This is a genomic window from Streptomyces sp. NPDC093591 (genome assembly GCF_044764885.1).
In the GTDB taxonomy this organism is placed as follows: domain Bacteria; phylum Actinomycetota; class Actinomycetes; order Streptomycetales; family Streptomycetaceae; genus Streptomyces.
The window spans coordinates 151,701-166,451 of the sequence record NZ_JBIWIY010000007.1; the positions used below are offsets into that span (position 1 = coordinate 151,701).

The window sequence follows — 14,751 nt, forward strand, 5'->3', positions numbered from 1 at the left end:
GCGCGCAACAGTTGAATGCGCAAGCGCGTCACTCCGGGCGGGCGCCTGCCCTCGTTCCCCCAGCACAAACGCACAAGTGCGCCAGCTCACAGGGCATGCGCACACCGCAACACGTTGCACAGGGAGGGCGGCGGGTGCGCGGGGAGGACGGCGACGTGCGCACCAGCGGGCCGGTGTCAGTGCCGTACGGCATGATGCGTGGCGTGACCGGACGACTGATGCTCCTCGACACCGCCTCGCTCTACTTCCGCGCCTACTTCGGCGTCCCGGACTCCGTGAAGGCGCCGGACGGCACGCCGGTGAACGCCGTGCGCGGGCTCCTCGACTTCATCGACCGCCTGGTCAAGGACCACCGCCCGGACGCGCTGGTGGCCTGCATGGACGCCGACTGGCGGCCGCAGTGGCGGGTCGAGCTGATCCCCTCCTACAAGGCGCACCGTGTCGCCGAGGAGCACGAGGTCGGGCCCGACGAGGAGGAGATGCCCGACACGCTGTCGCCGCAGGTGCCGGTCATCGAGGCCGTCCTCGACGCGCTCGGCATCGCGCGCGTGGGGGTCGAGGGGTACGAGGCGGACGACGTGATCGGCACGTTCACGGCTCGGGCGAAGGGCCCGGTCGACATCGTCACCGGCGACCGGGACCTGTACCAGCTGGTGGACGACGCGCGTGGCGTGCGGGTGCTGTATCCGCTCAAGGGCGTGGGCACCCTCCAGCTCACCGACGAGGCGTGGCTGCGCACGAAGTACGGCGTGGACGGGCGTGGGTACGCGGATCTGGCGCTGCTGCGCGGCGACCCGAGCGACGGCCTCCCGGGCGTGCCCGGCATCGGTGAGAAGACGGCCTCGAAGCTGCTGGCCGAGTTCGGTGACCTGGCCGGGATCATGGCGGCGGTCGACGACCCGAAGGCGAGGCTCACGCCGTCGCAGCGCAAGCGGCTGGACGAGGCGCGGCCGTACCTCGCCGTCGCGCCGACCGTCGTGCGGGTCGCCGCCGACGTCCCGCTGCCCGACGTCGACACGACGCTGCCGCGTGCACCCCGGGACCCGGCGGGGCTGGACGAGTTGGCGGTGCGGTGGGGGCTCGGCGGGTCGCTGCAGCGGCTGCTGGTGACGTTGGGGGCGTGAGGACGTCCGGGAGTGTGCCGACGTGGGGGGCGTGAAAGGGGGCCCGAGGCAGTGCATGGGGTTCCTGGCGCGGGGAATTCGTTCCGTGTGTGCGTGTATATGCACCCTTTCGTGAACGAGCAGTGGCGAGTCATCTCGGCATTCATCGAAGGGAGGTGCTAACTTAGGTAAACCTAAGCTTGGAACGAGGGAGGCCAGTGATGGCTCTACGCCCTGCCCGCAAGCCGCGGAAGCCCCACTCCGCGCAGGTCGTCCGTACCGAACGGCTGACCCCGCACATGCAGCGGGTAGTGCTGGGCGGCGAGGGGCTCGCCGACTTCGCGGCGGACACCTGCACGGACCACTACGTGAAGATGCTGTTCTCCCCCGAGGGCGTGAGCTATCCCGAGCCCTTCGACTTGGAGCGCATTCGCGAGGAACTGCCGCGCGAGCACTGGCCGGTGACGCGGACGTACACCGTGCGCGCCTGGGACCCCGAGCACCGTGAACTGACGCTTGACTTCGTGCTCCACGGCGACGAGGGCCTGGCCGGCCCGTGGGCGATGCGCGCCCAGCCGGGCGAGACCGTGCGCTTCATGGGCCCCGGCGGTGCCTACGCGCCCGACCCGGACGCCGACTGGCATCTGCTCGTCGGTGACGAGAGCGCCCTGCCCGCCATCGCCCGCTCCCTGGAGTCGCTGCCCGACGGCGCCACGGCGTACGCCTTCGTGGAGATCTCCGGCCCCGCGGAGGAGCAGAAGATCGACTCCGATGTGGACGTCATCTGGCTGCACCGCGGCTCCCGCCCCGTCGGCGAGGCGCTCGTCGAGGCCGTGCGCGCGCTGGAGTTCCCCGAGGGCCGGGTGCACGCGTTCGTGCACGGTGAGGCGCACTTCGTGAAGGAGCTGCGCCAGCTGCTGCGGGTCGAGCGCGGCGTGCCCCGCGAGGATTTGTCGATCTCCGGGTACTGGCGGCTCGGCCACGACGAGGACGGCTGGCAAGCCTCCAAGCGGGACTGGAACGCGCGGATCGAGGCGGAGCAGGAAGGGGCGGCGCCGGCGGCGTAGCCCTGCGTGAACTCAAAGGGGCGGCACCTTCACGGGTGCCGCCCCTTCGCTGTGCCCAGGGAGTCCGTCGGCTACCGCACTCTGCCCAGGGAGGCCGCCCAGCTGCCGCAAGAGGCCTGCGCCGCCGATCCGTGAGCACTTAGGATCGGCTCGGACATGAGCACGTCATGCGTTCGAAACAGCCCCTCCCTAATTTCTGTCGCCCGACAGGAACTCTCGCGCCGCTGTGCGAAAGCAGGTTGCCGCCATGACGAGCACCGCCCCCGCCACACCTCGCCCCGACCCGCCGCACGACCCTGACGCGCGCTCCCTCGCCGCCTTCGGATACCGCCAGGAACTGCACCGCAGCCTCGGCCGGTACGCGTCGTTCGCGGCGGGTTTCTCCTTCATCTCCGTCCTGACGACCGTCTTCCAGTTCTTCGCCTTCGGGTACGCGTTCGGCGGCCCCGTCTTCTTCTGGGCCTGGCCGGCGGTGCTCGTCGGGCAGTTGCTGGTGGCGGCGTGCTTCGCGGAGCTGGCCGCGCGCTATCCGATCTCGGGCGCGATCTACCAGTGGTCGTCGCGGCTGTCGAACGTCACCTTCGGCTGGTTCGCCGGCTGGATCATGGTGATCGGGCAGATCGTGGTGGTCGCGGCGGCGGCGCTGGCCCTGCAGATGGTGCTGCCGGCCCTGTGGTCCGGCTTCCAGCTGATCGGCACCGACCCCGCGCCGACCTCGGCGGACGGCGCGGCCAACGCGGCCGTGCTCGGCGTCGTCCTGCTGATCCTCACCACGCTCGTCAACCTCGTGGACAACCGCGTGCTGTCGCTGATCAACCGCGTCGGGGTGACCGCCGAGATCATCGGCGCGGTGCTGATCATCGCGCTGCTGCTGACCCACTCCGAACGCTCCCCCGGCATCACCTTCCACACCGAAGGCGCCGCCGAGTCCAGCCTGTTGGGCGCGCTGCTGGTCGGCTCCTTCACGGCGGCGTACGTGATGATCGGCTTCGACAGCGCGGGCGAGATGAGCGAGGAGACGCGCCATCCGCGCCGCACCGCGCCCCGCACGATCCTCACCGCGCTGGGCGCCGCGGGCCTGCTCGGCGGCCTGCTCGTCCTGGGCGGGCTGCTCGCCGCACCGAGCCTCACGGACGGCAGGCTGGCGGTCGACGGCCTGAGCTACGTCCTGACGAGCAGCCTGGGCGACGGCGTGGGCCGCGCGCTGCTGGCCGACGTGGTGGTGGCGATCACGGTGGCGACCCTCGCGATCCAGACGGCGGCCTGCCGGATGCTGTTCTCGATGGCCCGCGACGGCCAACTCCCGTTCTCCCGCCGCCTCGCGAAGGTCAACGCGCGCACCGGCATGCCCCACGCACCCGCCATGGTGGTGGGTGTCCTCGCGGCGGCCCTGCTGCTGCTCAACTTCGCCTCACCGGAGGCGTTCCTGGCCATCGGTACGACCTGCATCGTGATGCTGTACCTGGCGTACGCGATGGTCACCGGTCCGCTACTGATCGCCCGCCTGCGCGGCCGCTTCGCTGCCGACGGCACCGACGAGACGGGCGCCCGCCTCTTCTCCCTCGGCCGCTGGGGTGTCCCGGTCAACGCCCTCGCGCTGCTGTACGGCCTGGTCATGACCGTGAACCTCGCCTGGCCGCGGGCGGCGGTGTACGACCCGGCGGGTGGGCACTGGTACTTCCAGTGGTTCACGGTGCTGTTCCTGGGCGCCACGCTCGTCGTCGGCGCGGCGTTCCGGGCGTACCGCGGCCTCAGGGCGGCCTCGGCGACCGCGCCCGAGACGACCGGCTAGGCGGTCTGCCTGTCCCGGTCTGCCTGTCCCGCTCTGCCTGTCCTGTTCTGGCGGTCTCGGTCTGCCTGTCCCGTCAGTCGCCCTGGACGCGCGCGTGCAGGTGCATGTCGTGCCACCCGTCCGCATGGAGGACGGCGCTGCGTTTGGTGCCCTCCAGCGCGAAGCCCGTCTTGGTCGCCACGCGGCAGGACGCCTCGTTGTGGACGGCGTGCATGAGTTCGAGGCGATGGAAGCCGATGTCGTCCAGGGCCCAGCGGGCCAGGGTGGTGGTCGCGCGGGCGGCGACGCCCCGGCCGCGGGCCTCGACGGCGGTCCAGTACGCGACCTCGGCAGAGCCCTCGTCGAGCCGTATCTCACGCAGTGCCACCCGGCCCAGCAGGCGGCCGGTGTCCGCGTCCACGACGGCCCATTGCGCGGTGCGCTCCTCCTCCCAGTCCTTGAGCCAGCCCTCGATCCAGCCACCGACCTCCTCCGCGGAATCGGCGTACCTGGCGTGCCACTGCTGGAGGACGGGGTCCTGGAAAGCAGCGTGCACGGCGGGCGCGTCCGAGGCCGTCCAGGGGCGCAGGACCAGGCCGTCGCCGGTGGGAATGGTGGGCTGGGGGGTGCCGGAGAGGACGCCTGGGGTGAGGACGGGGGCGGTGAGGAAGGGCATGCCCGGCATCCTGCCAACGGGTCCGGGCGCGGCCAACGCAATTTCCGGCGCCGTTCGCTTGATCGTGATGAGACGCCGCACCGCGCGGCCGCCCTCTCCCCGGCCACAGCACGACGGCGGCAGCGGCGTCGGCCTGCGGCTCGGCCAGGATCCGCTGCTACAGCACCCCGCTGATCACCTTGCGGTGGATCGGCCCCCTGCCCGCCGAGCCTGCCGTTGCCAGGCACCAAGGGCTCGATCCTCCGCCCGCTGAACCAGCGGTCAGTTCATGCCGCCGCGCCATAAGGCGCGCTCGCCCGACCCCAACTCTGATCCACCCACCCAACAAGCCGACAGAAGGAGCCTATTCAGGCACACGCTCCAGACACTCCACTCGAACCTGGAGCTTGTGAGGATTCAGGGTCACACGGGGTTCGATGTGCGGCCGTTGAAGGTCGGCGTGCGAGAGTCGCCACCGGGCCACGATCGTGGACAAGGCCATTGTCGCCAAGATCAGCGCATAGTTGTCGCCGATGCACTTGCGCGCCCCTCCGCCGAACGGAATGAAAGCGCCGCGCACGTGTTGATGCTCCGGAAGCCACCGGTCGGGATCGAAGGAGCTGGGGCGCGGATTGAATCGTGCATCGTGGTGGATGAGATACGGGCTATAGATGAGGGTGGTGTCGGGGGGGATCACTGCGTCCGCCAACCGCGCCTCGGTCGTGGTCGTTCGAGTCAAGATCCATCCGGGAGGATAGATGCGCAGCGTCTCGGTGATGACCCGGCGTGCCAGGTCGAGCCGGGGGAGATCTTCCCAAGTGGCCGTTCGGGTGCCGAGAACATCGACCGTCTCGGTGCGCAACCGCTCTTGGAGATCGGGATACTGGCACAGGAGATGCACAGCCCAGGTAAGGGCCACCGCGGTGGATTCGATGCCGGCGACGAGCAGGGTCATGATCTGAGCGTGGATCTCGGCGTCACCGAGGTCTCCGCCCGCGTCGTCCTGCGTCTTGAGGAGCATCGACAGCACATCGCCGTGGGTCTCACCGTCCTGCCGGTACAAGCTGATGGTCTTGCTGACAGCGGCCCATGCGCGGTTGCGAGCCCGCTCGTAGCGCAAGTTCGAGGGGAGCGGCAGACGGCGCAGCAAAGGCGGGAAGACAGCCTGCTGGTAGATGCCTCGGAAGATGTCCGGCAGACATTCCTTAACGGTGTCCACAGCGGGTCCCGCGGCTTCAGCCGTGAACAATGTCCGAGCAATGGTGTCACTCGCGAGCGTGTACATCTGCGCGTCCACGCCGATGGTCCGTCCACCGCTCCAACTGCTTGTGAGCGTGTCGATTTCCTCGGCCATGATGGCGGCGTATTCACGCAGGCAGGTGCGGGAGAAAGCCGGCTGCACGCTGCGTCGCTGCCGCCGGTGGGCACTGTGGGGGCACGACGCAAGGCCGTCCCCGAGCGCATTTCCGATCCGCTCGATGATGGGCCCGCCCTTGTCGTACATGCGGTCGTTCAGGAGAACTTGCTGCACGAGTTCGGGTCGGCAGACCACGACGGCCCTTTGTGGACCTAACCGTATCTGCACCAGATCACCGTACGAGGGGAGGGTGTTCAGGAAACGCAGCGGGTCACGGAGCAGGGGAATCAGATGCCCGACGATCGGCAGTGCCCCTGGAGCGTGTGTGATGCCTGCACGGTCTGTTGCCATGGTGTGTTTGGCCCTTCTTGTCGATCCAGAAAGCCGGGGGATTGCTCACTGGTCAACCGCCCTATGCCGAAGCACGCTCCTGGCTCGGAAGCAGCATCTCCAGGTGAGCATGCTGTTGATCCGACTCACCAGAGGTGGTGGGGATCCTGTAACGGGTGGTGTTCCCGTACCACTCCAGGCATCCGTTCGTCCACTGCCGCATTCCGGCGGTGACCTTCAGGATCTCTTCACGGGTGCGGAGTGGTACACCGCGACTCGCCAGGAAGGGCAAGAGCCGCTCCTCGGCGGCCAGGAAGTCGGCCACACGCCTTTGAACCATGACAACAGCCGATTCGATGGCTTCCTGCAGCGAGATTCCGGCGGCGTGTTGCATCACGATGACGACGTTGTGGAAATCGCCACGCTTGTTGTCCAGGTGAACTGAATGCAAGTCGTTCTGCCAGGCGACCACATCGCTCGCAGCTTCGATGATCTGCCGGAACAGCCTTGTCTCGTATATACCCTCGGGCACCTCCGTATCCAGGCTGAGTTCAACCAGATCGAAGCCGAACTCCATACCCACGGACAGTCGCCTGGTCTGAGTGAAGCTCGCCATCCCCGGAGGAGTTCCGCGGAACCGGTTCTCGGATTCCTCGGCGAATCCTTGGAAGAACAGGTCCAAGTGCCGGTTCAGCCGTCCGCGAAGTGCCGGCGAGAGCCTTTCGCCAGTGCGGATGGAGAGATCCGTGAGCGCCTTGGTGAAAGGAGTCCACTCTCGCGCGGGGGCAGGGTCTTCTCCGGTGTTGATGATGTCCATCAGGCGTCGGTGGACCGGAGCCCAGGCTCCCGGGGCATCGTAGACCTTTAACGTGTGCAGGTCGTCCAGGATGAAGGTGACGAAAAGCCATTCCGCACAAAGGCAGAGATCACGAAAAGAGGCTTCTGGATAGGTCCAGGCAACAAAATGCCCGTAGCCTGCCTCCAGCCGCTCCCGGCCGCCCTGCGTCTCTGTCAGCCCGAGGCGCTCTCCGAGCGAGCGGACGTACTCCTCGATCTTCTGGGTGTACGGGCTCACAGTCGGGGGGGTGGGCTCCGGATAGGTCGGGATCATGGCGAGCAACAGGTCCTCCAGGTCTATGGCGCCGGAGTTGCTGACGCGGATGAGGTTCGGTCAGGTTGCCTGCTCTCAGAGTGAGAAGCATGCGCCCCGGTCGGCGAGGGCAGGACGAGCGGAGGCACGGCTTCCCCTTCCGTGATGGCGCGAACACTACGCGCCGCCTTCGGCGGTACGCCCTTCAATCACATCGCAGTTGAGTCCGCACCGGAAGTGGGCACCACCGATCGAGTCGTGAACACTTTTGAACGCTCGGCTGGACGGTAGCCGGATCAGGACGCGATCATTCGACCACCTTGGCGATGGTGACGTGCATCGTGCGACACTCCTGTCACCCCTGCCACCCACGGCGTGCCGGCCAAAACCGCAGATCGTCGGGCGGACTGACAGCTGAGCGGTGACCATGGCGGCTCCCACGAGGTCCACGTCATCAGAGCAACGGTGTTTGCAAGGCCATGGAGTTGCGCGGACCGCTCCCAGTAGACGCAGGCCCGCCGGACGGGACAAGTGATCGCGTGGGGGCGCGTGGGGGCGCAAAGGCGATCGCGCAAGCACAATGAACGGTCGGTTTACCGCACGCACCGCTCAACGTGCACGTGCGCCGGAGCCTGTGGCATTGAGTTGGCGCGCAGAGGTGATGAACTGCGTCCGGCGTGGAATTCCGAGAACTCCGGATCACCCGCCTCGGGTGGATCACTTTCACCGCTGCGCCCGTACATACGGCAGCCTGCGGAGATGTGTCTCTCGTACGCTTGATCGTGATGAGACGTCGCACTCCACCCCCGCCCTCTCCCCTGCCACAGCGCGAGGGGGTGGACCCCGTGCGTGTGCGGTTGCCTGCCGGGGGCGCGTGGGCGACCGTACGGGATCATCTCGTGGCGCGGCTCGCGGCCGAGGCCGGAGTGATCGACGAGATGCTCGATGCGGGCCTGGTCGTCGACGCCGCCGGGCGTCCGGTGCCCAGGGACATGGCGTACGTACCGGGGATGTTCGTGTGGTTCCATCGGGAGCTGCCCGACGAGGAGCGGGTGCCGTTCGAGGTCGACGTCCTGTACCGGGACGAGCACCTGGTGGTGGCCGACAAGCCGCACTTTCTGGCCACCACCCCGCGCGGCAGCCATGTCGCCGAGACTGCACTGGCACGGTTGCGGCGGCAGCTGGGCGTCCCGACGCTGAGCGCGGCGCACCGGCTGGATCGGCTGACAGCCGGGCTGGTGCTGTTCACCGTGCGCCCCGAGGAGCGCGGGGCGTACCAGTCGCTGTTCCGCGACAAGCGAGTCGCGAAGGAGTACGAGGCCGTGGCCCCGTACGACCCTGTACTGACCCTGCCGCGCACCGTGCGCAGCCGGATCGTCAAGGAGCGCGGGGTGTTGGCGGCCCATGAGGTCGAGGGCGAGCCCAACGCCGTCAGCCGGGTCGAGTTGCTGGAGCACCGTAACGGGCTTGCCCGGTACCGGTTGACACCGCGTACCGGGCAGACGCACCAACTGCGCGTGCACATGAGTGCGTTGGGGGTGCCGATCCTCGGCGATCCCCTCTATCCGGTGGTGACCGACCCCGTGGCGGCCGGTGACTTCCGGCGTCCGCTTCAACTGCTGGCGCGGGCGCTGGAGTTCACCGATCCGGTCACGGGGTGCGAGCACCGGTTCGTCAGCCCGCGTGTGCTACGGGCCTGGTCGTCATACGACGAGTGGGCCGAGTAGACCCGGTGACCGTTGGGCTCAGTCGCCGCGCCACCAGCGCAGGAGGCGCCGGAACACGCCCGGCCGACGGACCGGTTCGGGCGTCGCCACCGGCATCGGAGCGGCGGGCTCCGCGCCTGTGGGCCGTGGTTGCGGCGAGCTGACCTGCCAGTTGTTCGGGCGTGGTTGTGGCATCGGGTTGATGGAGGGCCCCTGCATGACGTCCTGCTGGGGCTTCGGCGCGAACTTCACCGGCAGCTCCACCAGGTGCCGGTTCATGATGGACGACCGCCAGCGCAGCTCGTGCTCCTCGCAGGCGAGTTGGGCATCCGGGAGGCGGGTCAGCAGCGCGTCCACGCCGACGTCGGCGATGGCGCGGCCGATGTCCTGGCCCGGGCACTCGTGAGGCCCCCCGCCGAAGGCGAGGTGCGAGCGGTTGCCCTGCATGTTGGCCTTGAGGTCGGGACGGACGCGCGGGTCCACATTGCCCGGCGCGATACCGAAGAGCAGGCCGTCGCCCTTGCGGATGCGCTGGCCGCCCAGTTCGGTCTCCTGCTTGGCGACGTAGGGAAAGATGGAGCTGAACGGCGGCTCGTCCCACAGGGACTGTTCGACCGCCTCGGGCACCGTCATCTCGCCGCCCTTGAGCTGGGCGCGGAACCGCGGGTCGGTGAGTACCACTCGCAGTACGTTGGCGAGCAGGTTGGCGGTGGCCTCGTACGAGACGATCAGGACTACGCGCAGGTGCTGGCCGACCTCCTCGTCGGTGAGTCGCGCCGGGTGGTTGATCAGGTGGCTGGTGAAGTCGTCCTTGGGTTCGACCCGGCGGCTGACGGTGAGCCGCATCAGGACATCCATGATGTACGCGTTGCTGGCGATGGCGGTCTCGGTGCCCTTGAGCATGTCGCGGGCGGCCTGCACGATCCGGTCGTTGTATTCGTCCGGCATGCCGAGGATCTCGCACATCACCGCCATCGGCAGGTGCTCGGCGAACTGGCTGACCAGATCGGCCCTGCCCTCCGCACAGAACCTGTTGACGAGGTCTTGGGTCGCCCGATTGATGTAGCGGCGGATGCCCCGGTGGTCGATGGTCGACATGGCGCCGGTGACCGCGCCGCGCAGCCGCAAGTGCTCGTCGCCCTCGGCATGGCAGCAGATGGGCTGCCAGGCGAAGATCGGCATGAGCGGGTGATCGGGCTTGATCGAGCCGTCCTGCAGCGCGGTCCACAACCGGGTGTCACGGGAGAACTGCGAGGGGGTTCGTACCGTGTGCATGTTCTCGGCGTGGCCGAGCACCACCCAGATGGGCACGTCCTCATGCAGCAGCGCGGGAGCCACGGCGCCGTGCTCGGCACGGAGCTTCTCGTACACGGCTCCCAGGTCCTCCGCCTCGGGGCCGTACAGCCGGCGCAGCCCGCCGGGGCCGATGCCGTGCGCGGGGCAGCCGGGGGGCGGGGAGGCCATGGGCTCGTCCGTACCGGTCGGGAAGAGAGATTCAGGCGTCACGATGGTCGCTCCGAAGCTGAAGTGGTTCGGTGTGCAGAGGTGAAGGGCTCCCCCGGTCCGGGCGGTGCGGCGAAGCCGGGACCGGGGGAAGAGATGTGCGCGGGGTGGTACGTGCCTTACGCCGGTGCCTTCGCCGTGGCCAGCGCATGCAGGAAGTGCATCAGGGTCATCAGGACGTCGCGGCTGGAGGCACGGCGGCGGACGTCGCACTCGACGATGGGGATCTCCTCGGGCAGGTCGAGTGCCGTACGGAGTTCGGAGTCGGGGTAACGGGGCGCGTCCGGGAAGGTGTTGACGGCCACCACGAAGGGCACTCCGCACTCCTCCAGTCGCCCTATGACGTCGAAGCTGACCTCGAGGCGGCGGGTGTCGACCAGCACGACCGCGCCCAGCGCGCCCTCGAACAACCCGTTCCACAGGAACCAGAAGCGTTCCTGGCCGGGGGTGCCGAAGAGGTACAGCACCAGCTGTTCGGTGATGCTGATGCGGCCGAAGTCCATCGCGACGGTGGTGGCCGTCTTGGTGTCCGAGCCGTAGTTGTCGTCGACGCCGATGCCGGCCTGCGTCATGGTCTCTTCGGTGGTCAGTGGCTTGATCTCGCTGACCGATCCGACCATGGTCGTCTTGCCGACGCCGAAGCCGCCCACGATCACGATCTTGACCGCGGCCTCGGCCGAGTGCGGCAGTTGGTCCTCGGCCCGTGGACCGGGGAGCATGTCAGAGCCTTTGAAGTCCATGCATCACCGCTTCGAGAAGTGAACGGTCGGCGACGGCCTGGCGCACGATCGGGGCGCGCGCCGTCACCAGTCCGGCCGTCAGCATGTCGGTGAGCACGACCGTCATCATGCTGAACGGCAGGTTGAGATAGGCCGAGAGCTCGGCCACGGACAGAGGGGCGGTACAGAGCCGGAGCAGCGCCGATTGTTCCGGCGTGGCGGAGGGCGGCGGGTCGGCGCGCGCCACGATTAAGGTGACGAGGTCGAGGTCCCCGTCGCGCTCGCCGCCGTCCGGGCCGGCCACCACGAAGAGCCGTTCCGGGTGCTTCTGCTTCCCGGTCCGGGCGGATGGCAGTGGTGGAGGCGGTTGTTCCTTGGGGGATCGCCGCTGTCGTTGCGGAGGAGTCATACGGTCTGCCCGTTGCGCCGGGGCGGACTGGTGAGATGAGCGCCGATGCGGGCGACCAGGTCGGTCATGCGGTTGCTCATCCGGCCCGGTTCGGCGAACGTGTCGGAGAGCACCGCGAGATAGGCGTTGGCGCCGGCGGCCATCAGGTAGAAGTAGCCGCCGTTGATCTCGATCAGGACCATCTTCATCTTGCCGTCGCTCTTCGGGATCTCCGAGGCGACGGCGCTCGCCAGGCTCTGCAGGCCGGCGCAGGCCGCGGCCACGCGGTCGGCGGTGTCCGGGTCGCCGCCGTAACGGGCGATGCGCAGTCCGTCGGCGGAGAGCACCACGATCATCTGGATGCCCGGTACGCCGTCGTGGAGCTCCTTGAGCATCCAGTCGAAGTTCGCGCGCTGCTGAATCACTTGAGGTCCCCCTCCTCGTCGGCCTCGGGGCGGGCCGGCTGGGTTCGCGGTTTGAGTGTGAGCGGGTCCGGACCGTCCTTGAGTCCGTTCCAGAACGCCTCGACCCAGGCACCCGGGGCGGGCTCGTCCGCCGCCGGCTCGGGGTCGGGCTCGGGCTTGCGGGTCGACCAGATGGTCGGCCGGCCCTCCCGTTCGGCCTGCTCGATGGCCGCCTGCTCGGCGATCCGCTTGCTGAGCGGGGTCTTGACCCGGCTGCGGCGCTGGGGCAGCCCGCCCGCGGTCCACTCGGTGACGACGGGGACGTCGTCCGACAGGGAGACCCCGGCGGGGATCTTCGGGCTGGTGGGGCGCCGCTTCTTGGGGGCGCGCTTGGGACCCTCGATCACATCGGGGCCCTCGGCCTTGGGCGCCGACCCGGCGCCGATGCCGTGGGCGAGTCCGGGCGCGGGGTCGGTGGTCATCATCTCGCGCGGCACCACGAGGACGGCGCGGACGCCGCCGTAGGCGGAGGAGCGGAGCGAGACCTGCATGTTGAAGGCCGTGCAGAGGCGGCCGACGACAGCCAGGCCCAGGCGCGGGGATTCGCCGAGGTCCTGGAGGTCGGTGCCCTGCTTGGCGCGCTCGAGCATGCCCTCGACCCTGGCGCGGGCCTCCTCGCTGAGGCTGACGCCGGCGTCCTCGATCTCGATCGCGACACCGGTCTGTACCTCGGTGGCGGTGACGTGGACCTTGGTCTGCGGCGGCGAGTAGCGCGTGGCGTTGTCGAGGAGCTCGGCCGCGGCGTGGATGATCGGCTCGACGGAGATGCCGGCGATGTTGACCTTGACGATGGAGTCCAGGCTGATGCGGCGGTACTCCAGGATGCGGGACATGGCGCCGCGCAGCACGCTGTACAGCGGTACGGGTTCGGGCCACTGGCGTCCGGGGCGGCCGCCGCCGAGCACGGAGATGGAGTCGGCGAGGCGGCCGATCAGCATGGTGCCGTGGTCGATGCGCAGCAGGTCGTCGAAGACCTCGGGGTTGCGGCCGTGGTCTTCCTCCATCTCCCTGAGTTCCACGGCCTGTTGGTGGACGATCGCCTGGACGCGGCGGGCGATGTTGACGAAGGAGCGCTGGGCCGAGTCGCGGATGGCTTCCTCGTGGTCGACGATGTCGACCATCGACCGCACGAACTCGACCTGCACCGGAGGGAGTTGCGCATAGGACGGGTCGATCTCGGCGAGGTCGCGCATCACCTCATAGGGTGAAGCGCCACAGCGCAGCCGGTGGATCGCGGCGGGCGTGATCTCCGTGGCGAGACGGACCATCTCCGCGTCGTGGGCGGCGACGCGCCGTTCCAGATACGCGGTGTGACGGGTGTGCTCGGCCCGCGCCTCCCGCAGAGCGCGGCCGCGGCGCACCGCTTCGGCCGCGGACACCATCACCAGCAACAAGGCCACGGCACCGCACACGCCGACGGCCGTCCGGGCCGGTTCCGCCACCAGGGCGACGGCGGCTCCGGTCGCCGCGGCCATCACTATGGCCGGCAGCAAAAGCACGCGCATGTACGGGAGTTCACGCCGACTGGGCGGGGATTGAACGCTCACCATGTGGGCCCTCTGAAATGAATCGGGTGGGTGTAGGGGGAGCTTGCAAGGGGGAATGTCATGGGTATGTCGGAATCTTCTGCATGATTGGGAACAAGCGCACGATTACACCTCAACTCGGTGCGCTGCGGGCGAGCTTAGTCCGACAGGATCATCGCCGTGTCATATTCAGCAAGCGCCTGAAATGACCCGTGTGACAGGAGTACGCTCGGCTCTTTTATACGCTAAGCTCACATTCGAACACGTTCCGTAACTGCGTTCGAGCACGCGAAGAGTACTCACCGTGACGAGTGAGGCACCGGGATTCGGCGTCAGATCCCCGCGATGCGCAGCGCCGCGTCGGCCGTGGCCTCGGCGAACACCGACACCGGGCGCTCCGGGTCGGAGCGGTGGACGAGGATGACGCCCTCGATCAGGCCGAAGACCAGATCCGTACGCAGATCCAGCTCGCTCTTGGCGAGTGCGCCGCCCGCCGCCGTGGCGGCGAGCAACTGGCGGTACGCGTCCTTGAGTTCGGCGCGCACGGCATGGAAGCCGGCGAAGCGTTCGGCGCGCACCTCGGGCAGCAGATACAGCCCGCCGAGGTTGTGCGGACCACCGCAGAGCAGTTCCACGTCCGCCCGGCACAGCTCCCACAGCCGATCCTCGGCCGCGGCCGAGTCGTCGGCGAGGAGTTCACGGGCGTACGCGAGCGAGGGCGTGACCGTGGACTCCAGGAGCTCGGCGAGGAGTTCCTCCTTGCCGGAGACGTAGTGGTACATGGACGCCTGCCGCATACCCGCGCGCTCGGCGACGGCGCGGGTGGTGGTGGCCGCGTAGCCCCGGGTGGTGAACAACTCGGCGGCGGCCGCGAGGAGTTCGGCACGCGGCTCCAGCCCGCTGTCCGGCCGCTGAGCGGCCCGCGGCCTGCCGACCCGGCGACTGCCCGGCTCATCCGACGTACCCATGGGTTCGATCCTCGCACACGGGGGCGCACGACGATCTCCACGAGGCCCCCTCCCGCGAACCCGTGGTAACCGCTCGGCAACACTCCGATAATCCTCCCGACCCA

13 protein-coding genes are annotated in these 14,751 nt (G+C 68.7%); 4 read left to right on the forward strand and 9 right to left on the reverse strand.

Annotated features, from left to right (window positions below):
- Window positions 1-194 precede the first annotated feature (194 nt).
- The 3 genes from ACIREI_RS16830 (at window position 195) to ACIREI_RS16840 (ending at window position 3,962) form a co-directional block, all read left to right on the forward strand.
- Entirely contained in the window at window positions 195-1,124 is a 930-nt protein-coding gene (locus tag ACIREI_RS16830; RefSeq protein ID WP_403333691.1) for a 5'-3' exonuclease H3TH domain-containing protein, read from the forward strand.
- A 200-nt stretch (window positions 1,125-1,324) separates the two neighbouring features.
- On the forward strand, window positions 1,325-2,170 hold the full coding sequence (locus tag ACIREI_RS16835; protein WP_403333277.1) for a siderophore-interacting protein: 846 nt from the start codon (window positions 1,325-1,327) through the stop codon (window positions 2,168-2,170).
- A 247-nt stretch (window positions 2,171-2,417) separates the two neighbouring features.
- Window positions 2,418-3,962, forward strand: coding sequence for an amino acid permease (locus ACIREI_RS16840; RefSeq protein WP_403333279.1), 1,545 nt, complete (start codon window positions 2,418-2,420; stop codon window positions 3,960-3,962).
- A 73-nt stretch (window positions 3,963-4,035) separates the two neighbouring features.
- Here the strand turns inward: ACIREI_RS16840 and ACIREI_RS16845 are convergent, their stop codons facing one another.
- The 3 genes from ACIREI_RS16845 to ACIREI_RS16855 form a co-directional block, all read right to left on the reverse strand.
- Window positions 4,036-4,617 carry a GNAT family N-acetyltransferase gene (locus ACIREI_RS16845; protein ID WP_403333281.1) on the reverse strand — a complete coding sequence of 194 codons (582 nt, stop codon included), beginning with the start codon at window positions 4,615-4,617 and terminating at the stop codon, window positions 4,036-4,038.
- Between the two features lie 343 nt (window positions 4,618-4,960).
- The gene (locus ACIREI_RS16850; RefSeq protein ID WP_403333283.1) at window positions 4,961-6,304 is read right to left on the reverse strand and encodes a cytochrome P450; all 1,344 of its coding nucleotides are present in this window, start codon (window positions 6,302-6,304) and stop codon (window positions 4,961-4,963) included.
- 61 nt (window positions 6,305-6,365) lie between these two features.
- Complete coding sequence (locus tag ACIREI_RS16855) at window positions 6,366-7,394, reverse strand: hypothetical protein (protein WP_403333693.1); 1,029 nt, start codon at window positions 7,392-7,394, stop codon at window positions 6,366-6,368.
- 764 nt (window positions 7,395-8,158) lie between these two features.
- Between ACIREI_RS16855 and ACIREI_RS16860 the strand changes: the two genes are divergently transcribed.
- Entirely contained in the window at window positions 8,159-9,100 is a 942-nt protein-coding gene (locus ACIREI_RS16860; protein ID WP_403333285.1) for an RluA family pseudouridine synthase, read from the forward strand.
- An 18-nt stretch (window positions 9,101-9,118) separates the two neighbouring features.
- Here the strand turns inward: ACIREI_RS16860 and ACIREI_RS16865 are convergent, their stop codons facing one another.
- The 6 genes from ACIREI_RS16865 to ACIREI_RS16890 form a co-directional block, all read right to left on the reverse strand.
- On the reverse strand, window positions 9,119-10,585 hold the full coding sequence (locus ACIREI_RS16865; protein WP_403333287.1) for a cytochrome P450: 1,467 nt from the start codon (window positions 10,583-10,585) through the stop codon (window positions 9,119-9,121).
- Window positions 10,586-10,701: 116 nt separating this feature from the next.
- Window positions 10,702-11,322 (reverse strand): GTP-binding protein, encoded by a 621-nt coding sequence (locus ACIREI_RS16870; RefSeq protein ID WP_403333289.1) that lies wholly within the window; start codon window positions 11,320-11,322, stop codon window positions 10,702-10,704.
- Window positions 11,303-11,710 carry a DUF742 domain-containing protein gene (locus tag ACIREI_RS16875; RefSeq protein WP_403333291.1) on the reverse strand — a complete coding sequence of 136 codons (408 nt, stop codon included), beginning with the start codon at window positions 11,708-11,710 and terminating at the stop codon, window positions 11,303-11,305. The genes ACIREI_RS16870 and ACIREI_RS16875 overlap by 20 nt, the downstream gene beginning before the upstream one ends.
- Window positions 11,707-12,114: a roadblock/LC7 domain-containing protein gene (locus ACIREI_RS16880; RefSeq protein WP_062710000.1), complete on the reverse strand. Its 408-nt coding sequence runs from the start codon at window positions 12,112-12,114 to the stop codon at window positions 11,707-11,709. Before ACIREI_RS16880 ends, ACIREI_RS16875 begins: the two co-directional genes overlap by 4 nt.
- The gene (locus ACIREI_RS16885) at window positions 12,111-13,703 is read right to left on the reverse strand and encodes a sensor histidine kinase (protein ID WP_403333293.1); all 1,593 of its coding nucleotides are present in this window, start codon (window positions 13,701-13,703) and stop codon (window positions 12,111-12,113) included. The genes ACIREI_RS16880 and ACIREI_RS16885 overlap by 4 nt, the downstream gene beginning before the upstream one ends.
- Window positions 13,704-14,011: 308 nt before the next feature.
- Window positions 14,012-14,647, reverse strand: a complete 636-nt coding sequence (locus ACIREI_RS16890) for a TetR/AcrR family transcriptional regulator (protein WP_403333295.1) — start codon at window positions 14,645-14,647, stop codon at window positions 14,012-14,014.
- Window positions 14,648-14,751: the final 104 nt, after the last annotated feature.